The 19,195-nt window shown below is 70.6% G+C and carries 22 protein-coding genes and 2 pseudogenes; 7 read left to right on the forward strand and 17 right to left on the reverse strand.

Annotated elements, in window-relative coordinates:
* On the reverse strand, positions 1-644 hold a 644-nt coding region (locus tag ACRDTB_RS17540), incomplete at its 3' end, for a cobyric acid synthase (RefSeq protein ID WP_431431535.1).
* 78 nt (positions 645-722) lie between these two features.
* Between ACRDTB_RS17540 and ACRDTB_RS17545 the strand changes: the two genes are divergently transcribed.
* Entirely contained in the window at positions 723-1,619 is an 897-nt protein-coding gene (locus tag ACRDTB_RS17545) for a hypothetical protein (protein ID WP_431431537.1), read from the forward strand.
* On the opposite strand, the gene map is transcribed toward ACRDTB_RS17545, so the two are convergent.
* The 3 genes from map to ACRDTB_RS17560 form a co-directional block, all read right to left on the reverse strand.
* Positions 1,606-2,463, reverse strand: a complete 858-nt coding sequence (gene map, locus ACRDTB_RS17550) for a type I methionyl aminopeptidase (RefSeq protein ID WP_431431539.1) — start codon at positions 2,461-2,463, stop codon at positions 1,606-1,608. The genes ACRDTB_RS17545 and map overlap by 14 nt on opposite strands.
* 74 nt (positions 2,464-2,537) lie before the next feature.
* The gene (locus tag ACRDTB_RS17555; protein ID WP_431431542.1) at positions 2,538-4,346 is read right to left on the reverse strand and encodes a penicillin-binding transpeptidase domain-containing protein; all 1,809 of its coding nucleotides are present in this window, start codon (positions 4,344-4,346) and stop codon (positions 2,538-2,540) included.
* A 30-nt stretch (positions 4,347-4,376) separates the two neighbouring features.
* Entirely contained in the window at positions 4,377-5,231 is an 855-nt protein-coding gene (locus tag ACRDTB_RS17560; RefSeq protein ID WP_431431545.1) for a GNAT family N-acetyltransferase, read from the reverse strand.
* 144 nt (positions 5,232-5,375) lie between these two features.
* Between ACRDTB_RS17560 and ACRDTB_RS17565 the strand changes: the two genes are divergently transcribed.
* Together ACRDTB_RS17565 and ACRDTB_RS17570 are read left to right on the forward strand one after the other, a co-directional pair.
* A complete protein-coding gene (locus tag ACRDTB_RS17565; RefSeq protein WP_431431548.1) occupies positions 5,376-5,741 on the forward strand; it encodes a YciI family protein in 366 nt (121 codons plus the stop codon).
* A gap of 58 nt (positions 5,742-5,799) precedes the next feature.
* Positions 5,800-6,363 (forward strand): dihydrofolate reductase family protein, encoded by a 564-nt coding sequence (locus ACRDTB_RS17570; protein WP_431431551.1) that lies wholly within the window; start codon positions 5,800-5,802, stop codon positions 6,361-6,363.
* Between the two features lie 17 nt (positions 6,364-6,380).
* Here ACRDTB_RS17570 and ispG read toward each other — a convergent pair whose 3' ends face one another.
* The 3 genes from ispG to dxr are packed head-to-tail and all read right to left on the reverse strand — an operon-like array spanning position 6,381 to position 10,006.
* On the reverse strand, positions 6,381-7,535 hold the full coding sequence (gene ispG, locus ACRDTB_RS17575; protein WP_431431552.1) for a flavodoxin-dependent (E)-4-hydroxy-3-methylbut-2-enyl-diphosphate synthase: 1,155 nt from the start codon (positions 7,533-7,535) through the stop codon (positions 6,381-6,383).
* Positions 7,536-7,545: 10 nt separating this feature from the next.
* Positions 7,546-8,769 (reverse strand): M50 family metallopeptidase, encoded by a 1,224-nt coding sequence (locus ACRDTB_RS17580; protein ID WP_431431554.1) that lies wholly within the window; start codon positions 8,767-8,769, stop codon positions 7,546-7,548.
* Between the two features lie 4 nt (positions 8,770-8,773).
* A complete protein-coding gene (dxr, locus tag ACRDTB_RS17585) occupies positions 8,774-10,006 on the reverse strand; it encodes a 1-deoxy-D-xylulose-5-phosphate reductoisomerase (RefSeq protein ID WP_431431555.1) in 1,233 nt (410 codons plus the stop codon).
* 102 nt (positions 10,007-10,108) lie between these two features.
* Here dxr and ACRDTB_RS17590 point away from each other — a divergent pair, with 102 nt between their 5' ends.
* The gene (locus tag ACRDTB_RS17590; protein ID WP_431431557.1) at positions 10,109-10,372 is read left to right on the forward strand and encodes a DUF2631 domain-containing protein; all 264 of its coding nucleotides are present in this window, start codon (positions 10,109-10,111) and stop codon (positions 10,370-10,372) included.
* 52 nt (positions 10,373-10,424) lie between these two features.
* Here the strand turns inward: ACRDTB_RS17590 and ACRDTB_RS17595 are convergent, their stop codons facing one another.
* The 3 genes and pseudogenes from ACRDTB_RS17595 to ACRDTB_RS17605 all read right to left on the reverse strand — a co-directional run.
* Positions 10,425-10,784 carry an arsenate reductase family protein gene (locus ACRDTB_RS17595; RefSeq protein ID WP_431431558.1) on the reverse strand — a complete coding sequence of 120 codons (360 nt, stop codon included), beginning with the start codon at positions 10,782-10,784 and terminating at the stop codon, positions 10,425-10,427.
* Between the two features lie 25 nt (positions 10,785-10,809).
* Positions 10,810-11,076, reverse strand: coding sequence for an amphi-Trp domain-containing protein (locus tag ACRDTB_RS17600; protein ID WP_431431560.1), 267 nt, complete (start codon positions 11,074-11,076; stop codon positions 10,810-10,812).
* A 171-nt stretch (positions 11,077-11,247) separates the two neighbouring features.
* Positions 11,248-11,562, reverse strand: a pseudogene (locus tag ACRDTB_RS17605) (23S rRNA (adenine(2503)-C(2))-methyltransferase RlmN); the annotation flags it as partial.
* 91 nt (positions 11,563-11,653) lie between these two features.
* On the opposite strand from ACRDTB_RS17605, the gene ACRDTB_RS17610 reads away from it, so the two are divergent.
* Positions 11,654-12,115, forward strand: a complete 462-nt coding sequence (locus tag ACRDTB_RS17610) for a prevent-host-death protein (RefSeq protein WP_431431562.1) — start codon at positions 11,654-11,656, stop codon at positions 12,113-12,115.
* A complete protein-coding gene (locus ACRDTB_RS17615) occupies positions 12,112-12,537 on the forward strand; it encodes a cytotoxic translational repressor of toxin-antitoxin stability system (RefSeq protein WP_431431564.1) in 426 nt (141 codons plus the stop codon). Before ACRDTB_RS17610 ends, ACRDTB_RS17615 begins: the two co-directional genes overlap by 4 nt.
* 11 nt (positions 12,538-12,548) lie before the next feature.
* On the opposite strand, the pseudogene ACRDTB_RS17620 reads toward ACRDTB_RS17615, so the two are convergent.
* Both ACRDTB_RS17620 and rlmN read right to left on the reverse strand, forming a co-directional pair.
* Positions 12,549-12,903 (reverse strand): annotated as a pseudogene (locus ACRDTB_RS17620) (23S rRNA (adenine(2503)-C(2))-methyltransferase RlmN); the annotation flags it as partial.
* 372 nt (positions 12,904-13,275) lie between these two features.
* Entirely contained in the window at positions 13,276-14,382 is a 1,107-nt protein-coding gene (gene rlmN, locus ACRDTB_RS17625) for a 23S rRNA (adenine(2503)-C(2))-methyltransferase RlmN (RefSeq protein ID WP_431431566.1), read from the reverse strand.
* Between the two features lie 115 nt (positions 14,383-14,497).
* Here rlmN and ACRDTB_RS17630 point away from each other — a divergent pair, with 115 nt between their 5' ends.
* Entirely contained in the window at positions 14,498-15,247 is a 750-nt protein-coding gene (locus ACRDTB_RS17630) for a PadR family transcriptional regulator (RefSeq protein ID WP_431431568.1), read from the forward strand.
* Between the two features lie 3 nt (positions 15,248-15,250).
* Here ACRDTB_RS17630 and ACRDTB_RS17635 read toward each other — a convergent pair whose 3' ends face one another.
* The 5 genes from ACRDTB_RS17635 to tsf form a co-directional block, all read right to left on the reverse strand.
* Complete coding sequence (locus tag ACRDTB_RS17635) at positions 15,251-15,976, reverse strand: class I SAM-dependent methyltransferase (RefSeq protein WP_431431613.1); 726 nt, start codon at positions 15,974-15,976, stop codon at positions 15,251-15,253.
* Positions 15,977-16,028: 52 nt separating this feature from the next.
* Positions 16,029-16,916: a phosphatidate cytidylyltransferase gene (locus tag ACRDTB_RS17640; RefSeq protein WP_431431570.1), complete on the reverse strand. Its 888-nt coding sequence runs from the start codon at positions 16,914-16,916 to the stop codon at positions 16,029-16,031.
* Positions 16,917-16,929: 13 nt separating this feature from the next.
* Positions 16,930-17,487, reverse strand: coding sequence for a ribosome recycling factor (frr, locus tag ACRDTB_RS17645; protein WP_431431572.1), 558 nt, complete (start codon positions 17,485-17,487; stop codon positions 16,930-16,932).
* A gap of 32 nt (positions 17,488-17,519) precedes the next feature.
* Positions 17,520-18,254 carry a UMP kinase gene (gene pyrH / locus ACRDTB_RS17650; protein WP_431431574.1) on the reverse strand — a complete coding sequence of 245 codons (735 nt, stop codon included), beginning with the start codon at positions 18,252-18,254 and terminating at the stop codon, positions 17,520-17,522.
* Positions 18,255-18,347: 93 nt separating this feature from the next.
* A complete protein-coding gene (gene tsf / locus ACRDTB_RS17655) occupies positions 18,348-19,163 on the reverse strand; it encodes a translation elongation factor Ts (protein ID WP_431431614.1) in 816 nt (271 codons plus the stop codon).
* Positions 19,164-19,195: the final 32 nt, after the last annotated feature.

The following is a 19,195-nucleotide window of genomic DNA, read 5'->3' on the forward strand; positions in this document are numbered from 1 at the left end:
CCGGTCAGCTCGGTCAGCCCCGTGAGGCCCGGCGCGAGCAGGTCGAGCGAGCCGCGGAACTTGTTGATCACGAAGCCGGCGACGAGCGCCTGGTCGGCCGGGTCCAGCACGGCGAGCGTGCCGAACAGGTGCGCGAGCACGCCGCCGCGGTCGATGTCGCCGACCACGAGCAGCGGCAGCCCGGCGGCCCGCGCCAGGCCGAGGTTCGCGATGTCGCGAGAGCGCAGGTTGATCTCCGCGGGCGAGCCGGCGCCCTCGCACACCACGACGTCGAACTCCGCACGTAGACCATCCAGTGTGGACATGACCACGTCGAGCAGCTCGAACCGCCGGTAGGACAGCGCGTCCGCCACCCCGACCGGCCGGCCGAGCACCACGACCTGCGAGCTGTCGTCCGCGCCGGGTTTGAGCAGGACCGGGTTGAACCGCACGCTGGGCTCGAGCCCGCAGGCCGCCGCCTGCATGGCCTGCGCCCGGCCGATCTCGCCGCCGTCCGGCGTCACGACGGAGTTGTTGGACATGTTCTGCGCCTTGAACGGCGCGACCCGCACGCCCTCGCGCGCGAGCCAGCGGCAGAGCCCGGCCACCAGCACACTCTTGCCCGCGTCCGAGGACGTTCCGGCGACCAGCACCGCTCCACGCATCCCGCCATCCTCTCCCGCGCCGGACCGCGCCACGGTCCTCCCGCCGGGCGACTCGCGTCACCTGCCATCATCGCGGGCATGGCCGCGTCCCCGATCACCATCGTCCTCGTGCACAGCCCGTTCCTCGGGCCGGCGAGCCTGCGCCCGCTCGCCGACGCGCTCGCCGCGCACGGCCGCGACCTGCTCGCCGGGCCGGACATCGACGTGGTCCTGCTCGACCTGCGGCCCAGCGTGGTGTCCGCGCCGGTGCACCAGGTGCTGGTCGGCGCGTTCGCGGATGCCATGAGCGAGCGTGCGAGCGAATCATCGGACACCGGGCGACCGCGAGCGGCGTCACCGAGCCTGCGAGGGGACGTCGGGAGCGAGCGTGCGAGCGAATCATCAGACACCGGGCGACCGCGAGCGGCGTCACCGAGCCTGCGAGGGGACATCGGAAGCGAGCTTGCGAGCGAGACATGGCCCACCGGGCCGGTCGTGCTGGTCGGGCACAGCGGCGCCGGCCCGCTGCTGCCGGCGTTCGCCGACGCGCTGGAGGACACCGTCACCGGGCTGGTGTTCGTCGACGCCGGGCTGCCGACACCGGGCCGGACCTGGCGCGACACGGTGCCCGCGGAGCTGTACACGCAGCTGAAGTCCGCGTCCCGGGAGGGCCGGCTGCCCCGCTGGCAACGGTGGTTCGACCCGGACCCGCTGGTCGAGCTGGTCGCCGACGAGGAGCTGCGGGCCCAGATCGCGGACGAGGCACCCGAGGTGCCGGTCGCGTTCCTCAAGGAGCCGCGGCCGGACGTCGAGTGGTCCGGTCCGGCCGGCTACGTGGCGCTGTCCGAGCCCTACGCCGAGGACGTCGCCGGGGCCGAGGCGCTCGGCTGGCCCGTGCGCCGGCTCGACTCCCACCACCTGGCGCCGGCCACCGACCCCGATCCGGTCGCGGTGGCAGTGCTGGAGGTGCTCGGCGAGCTGCTCAGGGCAGGGTGAGGATCTCGGCCCCGCCGTCGGTGACCACGAGGGTGTGCTCGAACTGGGCGGTCCAGCTCTTGTCCTTCGTGGTGACCGTCCAGCTGTCGTCCCAGATGTCGTAGTCGATGCCGCCGAGGGTGATCATCGGCTCGATGGTGAACGTCATGCCCTTCTCGATCGGCGTGTCGACGCTGGGCTCCTCGTAGTGCAGGATGACCAGCCCGCTGTGGAAGGACCGGGCGATGCCGTGCCCGGTGAAGTCGCGGACGACGCCGTAGCCGAACCGTTTGGCGTACGACTCGATCACGCGGCCGATCACGTTCAGTGCCCGGCCGGGGCGGACGGCCTTGATGGCGCGCATGGTCGCCTCGTGGGTCCGCTCGACGAGCAGCCGGACGTCCTCGTCGACGTCACCGGCGAGGAAGGTCGCGTTGGTGTCGCCGTGAACGCCGCCGAGGTAGGCGGTGACATCGATGTTGACGATGTCGCCGTCCTGGATCTGTGTCGTGTCCGGGATGCCGTGGCAGATCACCTCATTGAGAGAGGTACAGCACGACTTGGGGAAACGCCGGTAGCCCAACGTGGAGGGGTAGGCGCCGTGGTCGAGGAGGAACTCGTGCACCACGGCGTCGATGTCATCGGTGATCGCGCCTGGCTTGACGGCCTTGCCGCCCTCCTGGAGTGCCTGCGCGGCGATCCTCCCGGCGACCCGCATGGCCTCGATGGTCTCGTCGGTCTGCACCCACGGCTCGGTGTTGCGTTGTGGCGCGGGCTTGTCCACGTACTCGGGACGCGCGATGGACGACGGAACCTGCCGACGCGGCGACTGGACGCCGGGCTTGAGCGGAGCACGTACGGGCATGGCCCCACCCTACGATGCGCTGCTCGGGGCCCGGTGCGGAATGGGCAGCGTCCGGCGTCGTGGCGGGCGGACCGTCAGCGGAGTGCGGCGAGGAAGCGGGTCGCCGCCGCCACCGCCTTGGCCGACTGGCCGGCGTCGGTGATCAGGATGGCGAAGGCCAGGTCGTCCCGGAAGCCCACGTACCAGCCGTGTGCGCGCTTGCCGTCGCCGAACTGGGCCGTGCCCGTCTTGCCGCGGACGTCCGGGTACGGCGCGAGCGCGGAGGTTCGCTGGGTGACCTCCCGCATCATCGCGTGCATCGCGGTCAGGACCTGCGGGTCGACCGGCTCGGGGTCCACCGTGTCCGACTCCGTGCGGGAACCGGCCAGCAGCGTCGGCGTCGGCATCGTGCCCGCGGCGACCGTCGACGCGACCAGGGCCATACCGAACGGACTCGCCACCACCTTGCCCTGGCCGAAGCCGTCCTCCGCGCGCTCCACCACGTTCGTCGCCGGCGGCACGGAACCGGTGACCGTCGTGGCGCCGCTCATCACGAAGTCGGCGCCGAGGCCCAGCCGGCGGGCGGTGTCGGTCAGCGCGGACGGCTCGAGCTTCGCCGCCAGCTCCGCGAAGGTCGTGTTGCAGGAGAACGCGAACGCGCTGTGCAGCGGGATCACGCCCTTGTCGAACTCGTCGTTGTTCGGCACCACCCGGCCGTTGATCTTCACGGTTCCCGGGCAGCCGACGCGGGCATTCGGCTGAGTCTTGCCCGCCTCGATGCCGGCGATGGCCGTCACGATCTTGAACGTCGACCCGGGCGGGTAGCGGCCGGTCAGGGCCACCGCGCCCTGCTCGTCCGCCGCCGGATTCTGGGCCACGGCCAGCAGCTCACCCGTCGACGCCTCCATCGCCACCAGCATCGACGGCGTCCGCTCCGCCGCGAGCGCCGCCTGTGCCGCGGTCTGCGACTTCGTGCTCAGCGTGACCTCGGCCGCCTCCGCGGGCTCCGCCGCCTTCGAGTACAGCTCGGACACCTCGGCGCCCGACGCGTCCGTGGTGATCACCCGCCAGCCGGCCTTGCCGATCAGCTCGTCCTCGACCAGCTTGCGGATCCCCGGAAGCAGCGTCGGCGCCACCTTCTTGTCCGCCGGGAGCAGGCGCGGCGACGCGGTGAACCGCACGCCCGGCAGTTCGTAGATCCGCGGCTTCACCCGCTCGTAGTCGTTGGAGCGGAGCGCGACGACCTGGTAGGGCTGCCCCTCCGGCACCTCGCTCGCACCGTCCAAAATAGACTTCTGGGTGATCGTCCGGTCGAACCCCGCCAGCGCCGTGGCGAGCGAGCCGGCCACCGCGCCCGGGTCGCCGCCGGTCTTCCCGGGTTCGAACAGGACGGAGACGACACGGTCGGGCGACATCAGCGGGATGCCCTCGCGATCCAGCACCGGCGCCAGCTCCGGCTGCTCGTTCTGCACCGCGATCGACTGCTGCGCGGCCAGCTCGGGGTGCACGACCGTGGTGGACCAGTGCACCTTCCACGCGTCGTCCTGCTGGCGCAGCTCCATCCGGCCCTCGTACTCCCACCGGCGGTCGTGCCCGAAGTCCCACGTGACGTCGAACCTCGCCTTCGCCGTGGTGTCGCTGGTCTCGACCTCGCCCAGCTGCGCGGCGACCGCCTCCGGCGCCAGCTCCTCCCGCAGGACGGCCAGCAGTGCCTTCGCCGAGTCGGGCGAGTCGGTCAGGTTCGCGGCCGCCGCGCCGTCGCCCCGAGCGAACGCGCCCAGGTAGTCGTCGGCGACGTCCTGCGGCTGCGGCCCGGAGTCGCCGAAGAGCCCGCACCCGGCGACGGGCGCGACGAGCAGGACGGCGGCGAGCAGGACGGCGGCGCGGCGGAAGACAACAGGCACGCGGGCGAGTATGGCCGACCCCACCGACAACTAGAAAAGCACGGTCGCGTACTGCCCGACCCGCGTGAAGCCGATCCGGTGGTAGGCCGACTGCGCCACCGCGTTGTAGGCGTTGACGTACAGGCTCGCGGTGCGCCCGAGCCCGCGGACCAGCCGGTCCACGACGGCGGCGGTGCCGGCCGTGCCGAGTCCGTGCCCGCGCCGGTCGGGATGCACCCACACGCCCTGGATCTGGCCGACCGCGTTGGACAGCGCGCCGATCTCCGCCTTGAACACCACGTCGCCGCCCTCGAACCGGGCGAACGCACGGCCGGCCGCGATCAGCTCGGCGACCCGGGCGCGGTAGCTCGCCCCGCCGTCGCCGATCCGCGGATCGACGCCGACCTCCTCGATGAACATCGCGACCGCCGCCGGCAGGTAGCGGTCGAGCTCGTTCGGGCGCACGGGGCGGACCAGCGGGTCCGCCGGGATGCGGGGCTGCCTGCCGGTCGACATCAGCGGCTGGTCGTCACGCACCTCGCGCGCCGGGCCCCAGTCGAGCTCCAACTCGGACCACAGGCCGAGGACCTGCTCGGCCGGCCCGACGACCGACGAGCACATCCGCCGCCGGCGCAGCGCCCGGTCGGCGAAGGCCCGCAGCGCGGACCGGCTGCCCTGCAACGGGATCAGGTTCGAGCCGGCGAAGCAGAGGGAGTCCAGCCGGCCGCTGCGGAACCCGCGCGGCTCGCAGCCCCACAGCTCACCGCCCAGCCGCCACGGGTCCATGCCGAGCGTCTCGATCCGTGAGGCGACCATGCAGGACGCGACCGGGTCCGCCGTGAGCATCGCGCGCACGGCCATCCGATCCCGCTCGTCGAGCAGCCGCGCTCCAGCAAGCCGCAACACGTGGTCAAGCGTGCCAGATGTCCGGCTCCCGGGACAGCAAAGACCCGCCGGCCGCGAAGCGGGCCGGAAATTCCACCGATGGTGTCGATTTGGCGCCGCTCGCCTCGACGTGTCAGTGCGGAACCCGAACGGAAGGAGCCCGCCATGCGGTTCATGGTCCTGGCCACGCCGGCGGAGGGTGCCCCGCCCACGGCGGCCGCGCTATGGCGGTACAACGAGGAGCTGGTGCGGGCCGGCGTGCTGCTCGTCTCGGACGGGCCGGCCTCCAGCGCGCGCGGCGCCCGGGTCCGGTACACCGGCAGGCGGGTGGTGTTCGAGGAGGGCGACGACCGGTCGTCGACCGCCTACTGGCTGATCGAGGTCGCCTCGCGCCGGGAGGCGGTCGAGTGGGCGCACCGCTGCCCGTGCACCGGTGAGGTCGAGATCCACCGGGTCCGCGAGCCGGCCGAGTTCACCGCGCTCAGCCCCGAGCACGAGGACTACCTGCGGGCACAGATCGCGCACCGATGAGTTTCGGGTGCCGGCATGGTCGGTATACATGAGACCGACACGCTGGGAGGCTGGCACCGTGCGAAAGCTGATCTACTCGATGAACATGTCCCTGGACGGCTACGTCGCCGCGCGCGGCGACGACATCGGCTGGAGCGGGCCGAGTGTCGAGCTGCATCAGTGGTTCAACGACCGGGCGCGCGAGATCGGTATCTCGCTGTACGGCCGCAAGCTGTGGGAGCTGATGAGCTCGCACTGGCCGACCGCCGACAAGCAGCCGGGCGCGACGCCCGTGGAGATCGACTTCGCCCGCGTCTGGCAGAAGACGCCGAAGGTGGTGTTCTCGTCGACCCTCGACCGGGTCGACGGGAACGCGCGCCTGGTCACCGGCGACGCCGTCGCCGAGATCACCCGGCTGAAGGCCGAGGACGGCGCCCCGATGGAGATCGGCGGCGCCATCCTCGCGGGCACGGCGATGCGCGCCGGCTTGATCGACGAGTACGAGGTGGTCACCCACCCGGTTCTGGTCGGCGGCGGCACACCGTTCTTCAGCTCGCTCGACAGCTGGGTGAACCTGCGCCTGCTGGAGACGCGGACCTTCCCGGAAGACGTGACCCTGTCCCGCTACGAAACCAAGCGCTGACCGAGTCGGTGCGGTGGTCAGCCGACGGTGACCACCGGCTCGCCGGGGGCGGACCCGCCGGACTCCTCCGCGATGCGCATGGCCTCCTCGATGAGCGTCTCCACGATCTGGTGCTCGGGCACGGTCTTGACGACCTCGCCCTTCACGAAGATCTGGCCCTTGCCGTTGCCCGACGCGACCCCGAGGTCGGCCTCGCGCGCCTCACCCGGGCCGTTCACCACGCAGCCCATCACCGCGACCCGCAGCGGCACCTCCATGCCCTCCAGCCCCGCGGTCACCTCGTCGGCCAGCTTGTACACGTCCACCTGCGCCCGCCCGCACGACGGGCACGACACGATCTCCAGCTTGCGCGGCCGCAGGTTCAGCGACTGCAAGATCTGCGTGCCGACCTTGACCTCCTCGACCGGCGGCGCGGACAGCGACACCCGAATCGTGTCGCCGATCCCCTGCCGCAGCAGCGCACCGAACGCCACGGCCGACTTGATCGTGCCCTGAAACGCCGGCCCCGCCTCGGTCACGCCCAGGTGCAGCGGGTAGTCGCACTGCTCGGCGAGCAGCTCGTAGGCCCGGACCATGGTCACCGGATCGTGGTGCTTCACCGAGATCTTGATGTCGTGGAAGTCGTGCTCGGCGAACAGGGACGCCTCCCACATCGCCGACTCCGCCAGCGCCTCCGGCGTCGCCTTGCCGTGCTTCTTCAGCAGGCGCGGGTCGAGCGAACCGGCGTTCACCCCGATGCGGATCGGCGTGCCGTGATCGCGCGCCGCGGCGGCGATCTCGCGCACCTTGTCGTCGAACTTCTTGATGTTGCCGGGGTTGACCCGCACGGCCGCGCAACCCGCCTCGATCGCGGCGAACACATAACGCGGCTGGAAGTGGATGTCCGCGATCACCGGGATCTGCGACTTCGCCGCGATCGCCGGCAGCGCTTCGGCGTCATCCTGCGACGGGCACGCCACCCGGACGATGTCGCAGCCGGTCGCGGTCAGCTCGGCGATCTGCTGCAAGGTCGCGTTCACGTCGGCGGTGTTCGTGGTGGTCATCGACTGCACCGAGACCGGGTGCTCGCTACCGACACCGACCTTGCCGACCTTGAGCTGCCTGGTCGCGCGGCGCTCCGCCAGCACGGGCGGCGGAGTCGCCGGCATGCCCAGCATGATGCCTTCGGTCATGACACCAAGCCTACTGAGGTAGGCGAATCGGGTTGACGATGTCCGCTGTGACGGTCAACAAGACGACCGCACCGCCGATGAGGATGAACACCATCGTCACCGCGGACAGCTTGGAGTAGTCGACCGGCCCGCCCGCCGGCTTGCCGCGCAGCCGCCGCAGCCAGTCCCGGACCTTCTCGTAGAACAGGACCGCGATGTGCCCGCCGTCCAGCGGCAGCAGCGGCAGCAGGTTGAACACGCCGACGAAGAAGTTCAGCGTGGCGAGCAGCAGCAGGAACAGCTCCCACAGCCCGCGCTCCACGGCGTCGCCGCCGATGATGCTGGCGCCGACCACGCTGATCGGCGTGTCGTCGGGGCGCTCCCCGCCGCCGATCGCCTCGATGACCTTCGGGATCTTCTCCGGGAACGCGAGGATCCCGTTCCAGACGCCGACGAACATCTCACCGGTGAAGCTCACGGCGCCGCCGACCCCGTCGCCAGCGCTGTAGTGGTTCACCGGGGGCGGCAGCACGTCCTGCGACAGGGACACGCCGATCGCGCCGACCTTGCCGTCGTCCGTCGAGACCTGGGCGACGTCCACGGTCAGCGTGACCGTCTCGCTCCCCCGCCTGACCACGAACTCGGCAGGGCCGGACAGGCCCTCCACCGTCCTGACCATGTCCCCCCACGACGGCGTCGGCGTGTCGTCGATCGACTGCACGACATCGCCGGGTCGCAGGCCGGCGTCCTTGGCGGGGGCGGCCGCGTCCGGCGGGCACTCGTCCGTCGACTCGCTGTTCTTGTCGACCACGCAGTCGTTGACGGTGCCGATCAGCGGCCTCGCGGTGTTGCTGTCGAAGTTCCTGAGATCCAGGTTTGGCAGGCCCATCGAGATGGCCATCAGGTAGAGGATGATGAACCCGATGATGAAGTGGGTGATCGAGCCCGCGGCCATCACCACGAAGCGCTTCCACGTGGCGTAGCGCCACATCGCCCGCGGCGCCTCCTCCGCGGTGACCTCGTCGAGCGCGGTCATGCCGGCGATGTCGCAGAACCCGCCGGCCGGGATCGCCTTCAGGCCGTACTCGGTGTCACCGCGGCGGAACGACCAGATCGTCGGGCCGAAGCCGATGAAGTACCGGCGCACCCGCATCCCGAACATCTTGGCCGCGCCCATGTGGCCGGCCTCGTGCAGCGCGATGGAAACGCATATTCCGAGCGCGAAGAGGATGATCCCCAGGATCCACGCGAGCACGTCGTCAGTCCTCTCCCCGCCCGGTGGTCCCGAGCTCAGCCGTTGCCCCGAGCCGCTGCCTGGCGTGGGCGCGGGCCCAGCTCTCCGCGGCGAGCACCTCTTCGACCCCGGACGGCTCGGCGTGCCAGCCGTCCGCGTCGTCGAGCACTCGGTGCACAGTGTCCACAATGTCGGTGAAGGCCGTGTGTCCTTCCGCGAAGGCGGTGACCGCCTCCTCGTTCGCCGCGTTGTACACCGCAGGCAGGCAGCCGCCCGCCTCGCCGGCCTGCCGCGCGAGCCGCACGGCCGGGAAGGTGTCGTCGTCCAGCGGCTCGAACGTCCAGGCGGACGGGTCGCCGAACGTGACCGGGCGGGCCGCGGCCCGGACGCGGTCCGGCCAGCCGAGCGCGAGCGAGATCGGCAGCCGCATGTCGGGCGGGCTGGCCTGGGCGAGCGTGGAGCCGTCGGTGAACGTGACCATCGAGTGGATCATCGACTGCGGGTGGACGACCACGTCGATCCGCGCGTAGGGCACGCCGAACAGCAGGTGCGCCTCGATCAGCTCGAGGCCCTTGTTGACCAGGGTCGCGGAGTTGATCGTGATCACCGGGCCCATGTCCCACGTGGGGTGCGCCATCGCGTCCGCGACGCTCACGCCGGCCAGGTCCGCACGGCGCCTGCCGCGGAACGGCCCACCCGACGCGGTCAGCACCAGCCGGTCGACCTCGGTCTCGTGGCCACCACGCAGGCACTGCGCGATCGCCGAGTGCTCGGAGTCGACCGGCACGAGCTGGCCCGGCTTGGCGGCACGAAGCACCAGCGGGCCACCGGCGATCAGCGACTCCTTGTTGGCGAGCGCGAGTGTGGCGCCCGTGGCCAGCGCGCGCAGCGTCGGCTCGAGCCCGCGGGAGCCGGTGATCGCGTTGAGCACGACGTCAGCGGCCGTCGAGTCGATCAACTCGGCGACCGCCTCGGGACCGGCGAGGATGCGGGGCATCGGGAACCCGCCGCGCTCGTAGCCGCGCCGCTTGGCCTCCGCGTACAGCGCGAGCTGGACGTCCTCGGCGGCGGTCGAGCGGGAGACCGCGACGGCCCGCGCACCGGAGGCGACGGCCTGGGCGGCCAGCGTCGCCGGGTCGGCGCCGCCGGCCGCGACACCCACCACCTCGAACCGGTCGGGGTTGGCCGTCACCACGTCCAACGCCTGGACACCGACCGAGCCCGTGGAGCCGAGAACGAGGACGGTACGTCTGGTCATCGCCGCCCATTGTTCCTGATGGGTGCCGAGCGCCCTCCGCACGGGCGGTGTCGGGACCGTGTGGGAACATGTGCGTAAGAATCGCAGGTGCAGGGAGGGAACGTGGCTCGCTCACAGCTGGAGAGGCGGCCGAGGAACGCGGTCGACCCGCATGAGGAGCCGTCCGCCGAATGGGGCTGGCACGGCCGGTTCCCCCGGGGCCGCGAGATCGGCGGCTGGATCTCCGCTATCGCGATGTTCATCATGGCGTTCGTCGGCAACAACGTGGCGCAGACCGAGCGGCTGTGGCTGCTCGCCGTCGGTGTCGGCCTGGTCGCGCTCCTGGTCGGGTACCGGGTGCGCCAGCGCACCGCCTGGCGCCGGTAGCGGCGGTCCGTCGGCGAGGGCGTTGCGAGGACGCCATCGCCGGACGTTCGGGTCATCCGCGCAGCACCGACCGCACCGACTCCGGTGAGCGGCCGACGACCGCCGTGCCGTCGTCCGCGGTGATGATCGGCCGCTGGATGAGGATCGGGTGCTCGACCATCGCCTCGATCCACCGCCCGCGATCGGCCGCCGTCCGCGGCCAGTCCTTGAGGCCCAGCTCGGCGGCGACCGCCTCCCCGGTCCGCTCGACGTCCCACGGCTCGAGTCCGAGCCGGCCCAGCACCTCGCCGAGCTCGGCCGCGGTCGGCGGGTCCTCCAGGTAGCGCCGCACGGTGTACCGCGCACCCGCCTCGTCCAGCATGGACAGCGCCGAGCGGCACTTCGCGCACCTCGGGTTGACCCAGATCTCCACGTCGCTCCTCGCCCTGGTCCCGCGGTCAGACCACGCGGTCCCCGTCGTCGGCGTCGGAGTCGTCCAGGGTCCACTTGAGCTGGAACTCGATCTCCTCCTCGCCGTCGCCGCGCTCGTGCTCGATCGAGAACTGGGCACGCGCCGGGACGCGGATCCGCTCGTTCGCGATCTGGATGCGGAAGGACGTCTCCGTCTCCAGGGCGTCGGCGAGACGGCGCAGCTTCGCGACCACCTCGGCCGTGGAGTAGATGCGCTCGATGTCGCGCGCGGTGTCGGCCACCTGACCTCCCATCTCCGGGCGCCGCTCTTCCCGGGCGCCGATGCGTCATTCAACCGTGCCGCGACGGCCCGGGTTCCCCGGGGCCGGGCATGCGCACCTCGTCGTTCGGCATGTGCTACCACACCGTCGCCACGATGAGCCTCCGGAGCGAGGCGCGGCCGGCGGGCTACGCCGATCGGCGGCCAGGTGCTCACGCAGCCGCTTCGCGAGCAGGTCCGCCCGCCACGGCCGGTCGTTCACGTCGCGGATGAGGGCGTACTCGATCGACACCCGGCGACCCGTGGTGTCCGCGTAGTACCGCGCCGCCGCCAGGACCTCGTCCACCGACCAGCGCGTGTTCACCGGCACCAACGTGTCCCGCAACTCGTCGTCCGGCGTGTGCGGCGACACCGTCGACACCGTCACCGCGCGCTGCGAGACACCCAGCCCACCCGGCGCCGGATCACAGATCCGGTGCACCGCGTCGACCGCACGACGGTAGTTCGCCGGCGGCTCGCCAGTGACAACGGACTGGCAACGGACTGACAACTGCCACTTCTGCCGTCCGCTCAACTCAGCCAGCCTGACGTACTTAGCGTACTTGACGTACTTGGCCGACAGTGAGACGCTGCTGATGACCGATTGGGAGGCCGGCATGTCCGCTGTTCACTACGACAGCTACACCGAGGCTCGCGCACACCTCAAGGACCTGCTGGACGCCGCGGAGAGGGGGCGCGTCGCCACGGTTCGGCGCGACTCAGCCACGACCGCCGTGGTGGACGTCGAGCGCCTGCGCCACTTTCTCGCATCGATCGTTCCGCCGCGTGCCCAGGTCGTTCCGGAGGCCGATGGCTGGTCGGTGTTCATTCCAGGATTGCCGGTGGCCGCCGATGGTGCGTCGTTCGACGAGGCGATCGACGAGATGATCGATGCTCTGCGGGAGTACGCGGAAGACTGGCAAGAACGTCTGCTGGACGCTCCGAACCATCGGGACCACTGGGGACTGGTCCAGTTGATCAGCTTCAGCACTGACGACCAACTCCGCGACTGGCTCGTCGGTGCCGCGCGGTGACCTGGCCTCAGCCGACGCGCAAGGACCACGAGACCTTCTGTCAGATCGAGCAATGGCGTGACGTGCGAAACGCTCGGGGTCGAACCGGAACACATCACGTCACCTATGAGCTCGACCTCGTCGACGGCAGGATCTTGCGGACACGCATCTCCCACCCGGTGGACCGCAGCGACTACGGGCAGAGTATGTGGAAACACATCCTCCGTGATCAACTCGAGGTCAGCGATTCGCAGTTCTGGGCCTGTGTGAAAGATGGCGCCAAACCTGACCGTGGACTGCCCGAGCCGCCGGCAGCGGCGCTACCTGCTGACCTCGTGTACATGCTGCTCTCGCGCGTCGGCCTCAGCGAGTCTGAAGTGGCTGGCATGAGCAAGGACGAGGCGATCGCCAGGCTGCAGCGCCACTGGACCGAACACACGTAACACGGATGACAAGCGGCGATTTCCTTGCCGCGCGTGTCGCGGACGGTGCAGGCACTCCCCCGGCGTCGGGTTCAACGGGATCACGTTCACATGCACCAGCTGCGCCAGATGCTCACGCAGCCGCGTCGCCGGCGGATCTGCCCGCCACGGCTGGTCGTTCACGTCACGGACCAGCGCGTACTCGATCGACACCCGGCGGCCCGTGCTGTCCGCGTAGTACCGCGCCGCCTCAAGCACCCCGTCCACCGACCACCGCGTGTTCACCGGCACCAGTGTGTCGCGCAACTCGTCATCCGCGGTGTGCGGCGACACCGCCGAGCGGACCGGCGCCGGGTCGCAGATCCGGTGGACCGCGTCGACCACCCTCGGTAGCCAGCCAGCCCACCTCTCGCAACGGACCTACTTACGATGATCTTGGTCGCCGTCGGGCGAGCCACGCCCGACCGCTGGCGCTCAGCTTGTGACGAGGTCGTCGACGAGATCGTCGAGCAGGAGCTCCTCCTCGATACGGACGCTTGGGCCATGGCCGGGGCGAGATCGGCGTCCCACCGGGCGGCCACCCGAGCGCCTGTGAGTGGCCGGCCGGACTGCCCGGCCAGCATCCGGAGCACCTGCAGCACGGCAACGCTCGGTTGTCCGGACGTGCACACCGGCGGATGGCGGACGAGCTGGCGCAGAGTGAGAACCGCCGGCTGGCCGGCGTCCCGGAGAGCGTTCAGGGCCTGCCCTGTCGCCTGCTCAGCCCTCGGCGGCGGCGAGCTGCCCACAAGCAGCGGCGATCTCCTGACCACGGGTGTCACGCACCGTGCACGCCACTCCCCCGGTATTGACCCGCCGCACGAACTCACGCTCCACCGGCTTCGGGGACGCGTCCCACTTTGAACCCGGCGTCGGGTTCAACGGGATCACGTTCACATGCACCATCTGCTTCAGGTGCTTCCGCAGCCGCTTGGCCAACAGGTCTGCCCGCCACGGCTGGTCGTTCACGTCCCGGATCAAGGCGTACTCGATCGACACGCGGCGACCGCTGACGTCCGCGTAGTACCTGGCGGCCTCCAGCACCTCGTCGACCGACCAGCGAGTGTTCACCGGGACCAGCGTGTCCCGCAGTTCGTCGTCCGGGGTGTGGAGCGACACCGCCAAGCGGACCTGCATCTTCTCGTCAGCCAGCTTCCGGATCGCCGGCGCCAAACCCACCGTCGACACCGTCACCGAACGCTGCGCGATCCCCAGGCCATCTGGGCGCGGATCAGTGATCCTCCGTACCGCAGCGATCACTCTCCGGAGATTGCCTAAAGGTTCGCCCATGCCCATGAACACGATGTTCGACAGCCGGCCCGGCGTGCCGAGCTCGCCGTCGCGCATGGCGGCGGCCGCGGCACGTACCTGGTCCACGATCTCCGCGGTCGACAGGTTGCGCTGCAGCCCGCCCTGACCGGTCGCGCAGAACGGGCACGCCATGCCGCAGCCGGCCTGGCTCGACACGCACAGCGTGACGCGGTCCGGGTAGCGCATGAGCACGCTCTCCAGCAGCGTCCCGTCGTGCGCGCGCCACAACGTCTTGCGCGTGGTGCCCTCGTCGCAGCTGACGTGGCGGACCACCGACAGCAGCGGCGGCAGCAGCCCCTCGGCGAGCCGGCCCCGACTCGCGGCCGGGATGTCGGTCATCAGCTCGGGATCGGCGGTCAGCCGGGCGAAGTAGTGGTGCGAGAGCTGGTTCGCGCGGAACGGCTTCTCCCCCAGCTCGGTCACCGCCGCGCGCCGCTGCGCGGCGGACATGTCGGCGAGGTGTCGTGGCGGGAGGCCGCGTTTGGGCGCGTCGAAGACGAGGGGAAGTGCGGTCATGGCGCCGCCATTCTCCCATGAGGCCGAATCCGGGAATGAGGTTGTATCGCGATACGTTCCGATATATCGTAAACCTATCGCGATACCACGCGATGACTACAGGGAGGAAATGATCATGCGTCCATCATTCGGACATCGAGAGCATCACCACCGTCGCGGGCGGCCGTCGTTCGCCGACCCGCACGCGGCCTTCGGCCCGGAGGGGCCGTTCGGGCCGGAGGGGCCGTTCGGGCCGCCACAGGCGCACGGGCCGTTCCCGCCGCCACCGCCACCGCCCCAGCCGCCGTACGGTCCGCCGTGGCCAGGCATGCCGGGCTTTCCCGGCTACCCGGATGCGCGCGACATGCGACGCGGCGGGCGGCGCCGGGGTCCCGGGGGTGGCCGGCGCAGCAGGCGCGGCGACGTTCGGGCGGCGATCCTCGCCCTGCTCGCGGAGCGACCCATGCACGGCTACGAGATGATCCAGGAGATCACCGAGCGCAGCGGCCAGTTCTGGCGGCCCAGCCCCGGCTCGGTCTATCCGACGCTGCAGCTGCTGGCCGACGAGGGGCTCATCAGCAGCACCGAGGGCAGCGGCGGCAAGCGCCGCTACGAGCTCACCGACGAGGGGCGCGAGGCGGCCCAGAAGCACGCCACCGCTCCCCCGTGGGAGGAGATCGCGCAGGACGTCGACCCCAACGACGTGCACCTGCGCAACGCGATCGGCCAGCTCATGGGCGCGACCATGCAGGTCGCGCACGCGGCCTCGGAGAACCAGAAGCAGCGCGCGATCGAGGTTCTCAACGAGGCCCGGCGGGAGGTCTACGCGATCCTCGGCGAGGTCGAGCCGCCCCCGGTCGCCGACAGGGACGAGGAGGAGGACTGAGCCTCACGGCCTGAGCAGCCCGGCCGGCCTACGCCGGTGCCGCACCCGGTAGCCGACCGGCACGCTCAGGCCGACCACCTCGGCGAGCGCGCGCTCGGCCACCCTCGCGGAGAACTCGATCCGGAACACCGCGGCCAGATCGGCACGGTCGGCGAACCGCCAGACCGTCTCGACCTGGCGGCTGGCGAAGCCCTGGCGGTCGAAGAACTCGTCCACCTCCACGATGTCGTAGCGCGGCAGGTCGGCGCGCATCCAGTCGCCGTAGGGCCGGTGCCGCACGTCGAGGTCGACGATCAGGAGCGAGCCGCCGGGGCGCAGCACCCGGTCCGCCTCGGCGAGCCCCGGTTCGCAGCCGGGGCCGAAGAAGTACGCGGTCCGCGCGTGCACCACGTCCACGCTCGCGTCCGGAAGCGGCATCCGCTGGGCCGAGCCGGCCAGCACCGCGACGGTGTCCAACCGGGCTACGCGGGCGCGGGCGCGGCCGACCAGCGGCGGATGCGGCTCGACGCCGACCACCCGGCGCGCCGTCTCGGCGAAGCGGGGCAGGTGGAAGCCGTCCCCGCAGCCGACGTCCACGACGTCCTTGCCGCTCCAGTCGACCAGGTGGCCGAGGACCCGCCAGATCTCGCCGTCGGCGTCCTGTGCGCGGTTCTCGACCTCGTAGACCTCGGGCCAGTGCCAGATGTTCGGGCTCGGCACGGTGTCCTGCCCGCGCCGGACCTCGCCCATCACCCTGGCGAGCGCGCGCCCCACCATTCCCACGTCCACCAGCAAACCAGGCTCAGTGCGGTACGAACAGCCGCAGCAGCAGCCACGAGATCACCGCGGCCGGCAGCAGCGAGTCGAGCCGGTCCATCACCCCGCCGTGGCCGGGCAGCAGCTGGCCCATGTCCTTGATCTTGAGGTCCCGCTTGATCAGCGACTCGACCAGATCGCCGATGGTCGCCGTGCACACGAGCGCGGCGCCGAACAGCGCGCCCTGCCACCACTGGCCGTCCAGCAGCAGCGTGACCGACAGGATTCCGGCGACGACGCCCACGACCATCGACCCGGCGAAGCCCTCCCACGACTTCTTCGGGCTGATGACCTTGGCCATCGGGTGCTTGCCGAGGAACACGCCCGTGATGAAGCCACCGGTGTCCGAGCAGACCACGAGGATCAGGAAGCACAGCACCCGTGCCACGCCGTCCTCGGGCACCACGAGCATCGCCGCGAACGAGGCGAGCAGTGGCACGTACGCGGCGGTCAGCACCGACGCGCTGAGGTCTCGCAGGTAGCCGTCGATGCCGCCGGCGAAGCGCCAGACCATGCACGCGAGGACCGTCAGCACGAACCCGGCGAGCAGGCCGTTGCGCTCGAATGGCCACGACAGCCACACCATCGCCTGCCCGCCGACGAGCACCGGCCAGACCGTGACCCGGATGTCCGAAGCCCGCTTGAGCGCGCCGGCCAGCTCGTAGGTGCCGACCGCGACCGCCACCGCCACGACGCCGACGAAGATCTGCCGCACGGTGAGCAGCGAGACCAGCACGGCCGCACCGAGCACGACGCCGACGGCGATCGACACCGGCACGTTGCGGCCGGCACGCGACCGCGCGGCGGCCGGTTCGGCGGGGTCGGGCCGTTCTCCGGCCGCGTCGGCGGTTTCGCCGGTCCTGTCGTTGGTCACTGGAGCGAACTTCTCAGACTTCGAGCAGTTCGGCTTCCTTGTGCTTGACGAGCTCATCCACCTGCGCGACGTACTTGTCGGTGATGTGCTGGAGCTCCTTCTCCGCGCGGACGACCTCGTCCTCGCCCGCCTCGCCGTCCTTGACGATGCGGTGTAGCTCCTCGTTGGCCTTGCGGCGCACGTTCCGGATGGCGATCTTGGCGTCCTCGCCCTTGCTCTTCGCCACCTTGACCATCTCGCGGCGGCGCTCCTCGGACAGCTGCGGGATGACGACGCGGATGATCGTGCCGTCGTTGGTCGGGTTGACCCCCAGGTCGGAGTCGCGGATCGCCCGCTCGATCGAGGCCAGCTGGCTCACGTCGTAGGGCTTGACCACCGCCATCCTGGCCTCCGGGATGGAGATGCCGGCGAGCTGGTTCAGCGGCGTCGGCGAACCGTAGTAGTCGATGACGATGCGCGAGAACATGGCCGGGTTCGCACGGCCGGTACGCACCGTGTTGAGCTCCTCCTTTGCCACCGACACGGCCTTTTCCATCTTCTCCTCGGCGTCGAGGAGTGTCTCGTCGATCAAAGCTGCTCCTGTTGTTGTCTCCCCGGCCGCTGTCAGGGAGTGCTGACGACCGTGCCGATCCTCTCACCACGCACCGCGCGCGCGATGTTCCCCTCGACCAACAGGTTGAACACGATGATTGGCATGTTGTTGTCCATACAGAGGCTGAACGCCGTGGCGTCGGCGACCGCCAGCCCCTGTTCGAGCACTTCGCGGTGGGTGATGTGCTCGAACATCTTCGCGTCCGGCGTCGTCTTGGGGTCCGCGGTGTAGACCCCGTCGACGGACTTCGCCATGAGCACGACCTCGCAGCCGATCTCCAGCGCGCGCTGAGCGGCCGCGGTGTCGGTGGAGAAGTAGGGCATGCCGACGCCGCCGGCGAAGATCACGACCCGGCCCTTCTCCAGGTGCCGCTCGGCACGGCGTGGGATGTACGGCTCGGCCACCTGGCCCATGGTGATCGCGGTCTGGACCCGGGTGTCGATGCCGAGCTTCTCGAGGAAGTCCTGTAGCGCCAGACAGTTCATGACGGTGCCGAGCATGGCCATGTAGTCGGCGCGGTCCCGGTCCATGCCACGCTGCGAGAGCTCCGCGCCGCGGAAGAAGTTGCCGCCGCCGATGACCACGGACATCTGCACGCCGTCGCCGACGACCTCGGCGATCTGGCGGGCCACGGCCTGGACCACGTCGGGGTCGACGCCCACCTCCCCGCCGCCGAACATCTCGCCGCCCAGCTTGAGCAGCACACGTCGGAACCCGTGGCCCCTGCCCTGCCCCTGGCCTTCCATCACGTCCTCCCTCGCGTCCGACTTACACAGGACTGTGCCCCGCCCTCGGCGAACGCGAGGGCGGGGCACTGCCTGGGGTCCGGGATGCTCCGATCAGGACTGGCCGATCTCGAAGCGGGCGAACCGGGTGACCGTAACGCCGGCCGCGTCGAGCACGGCCTTGACGGTTTTCTTGGAGTCCTGCACGGAGGACTGCTCGAGGAGCACGGCGTCCTTGTAGAAGCCGTTGACCCGGCCCTCGACGATCTTGGGCAGCGCCTGCTCCGGCTTGCCCTCCTCGCGGGCGGTCTCCTCGGCGATGCGCCGCTCCGTGGCGATGACGTCGGCGGGGATCTCGTCCCGGGTGACGTAGCGCGGCTTCATCGCGGTGATCTGCATGGCCGCGCCACGAGCCGCCTCCGTGTCGTCGCCGGTGAACTCGACGAGCACGCCGACCGTCGGCGGCAGGTCGGGGTCGCGGCGGTGCAGGTAGGTCGCGACCGCACCGTCGAACACGACCATCCGGCGCAGCTCCAGCTTCTCACCGATCTTGGCGGACAGCTCCTGCACGGCGTCGGCGACCGGCTTGCCGTCCAGCTCGGCCTGTGCGAGCGCGTCGAGGTCGGCCGGCTTGGCGGCCTTCGCGACGTCGACGATCTTGTTTGCCAGCCCTTGGAAGTCGGCGTTCTTCGCGACGAAGTCGGTCTCGCAGTTCAGCTCGACCATGACGCCGCCGTCCGCGGCGACGAGACCGTTGGCCGTGGTGCGCTCGGCACGCTTGCCGACGTCCTTGGCGCCCTTGATGCGCAGGATCTCGACGGCCTTGTCGAAGTCGCCGTCGGCCTCGTCGAGGGCGTTCTTGCAGGCCATCATGCCGGCGCCGGTGAGCTCACGGATCCGCTTGACGTCGGCCGTGGTGTAGTTCGCCATCGTGGCTCTATCCATCCTTCTTTCGCTGTGCT

It is taken from the genome of Actinophytocola sp. (assembly GCF_050699935.1).
In the GTDB taxonomy this organism is placed as follows: domain Bacteria; phylum Actinomycetota; class Actinomycetes; order Mycobacteriales; family Pseudonocardiaceae; genus Actinophytocola.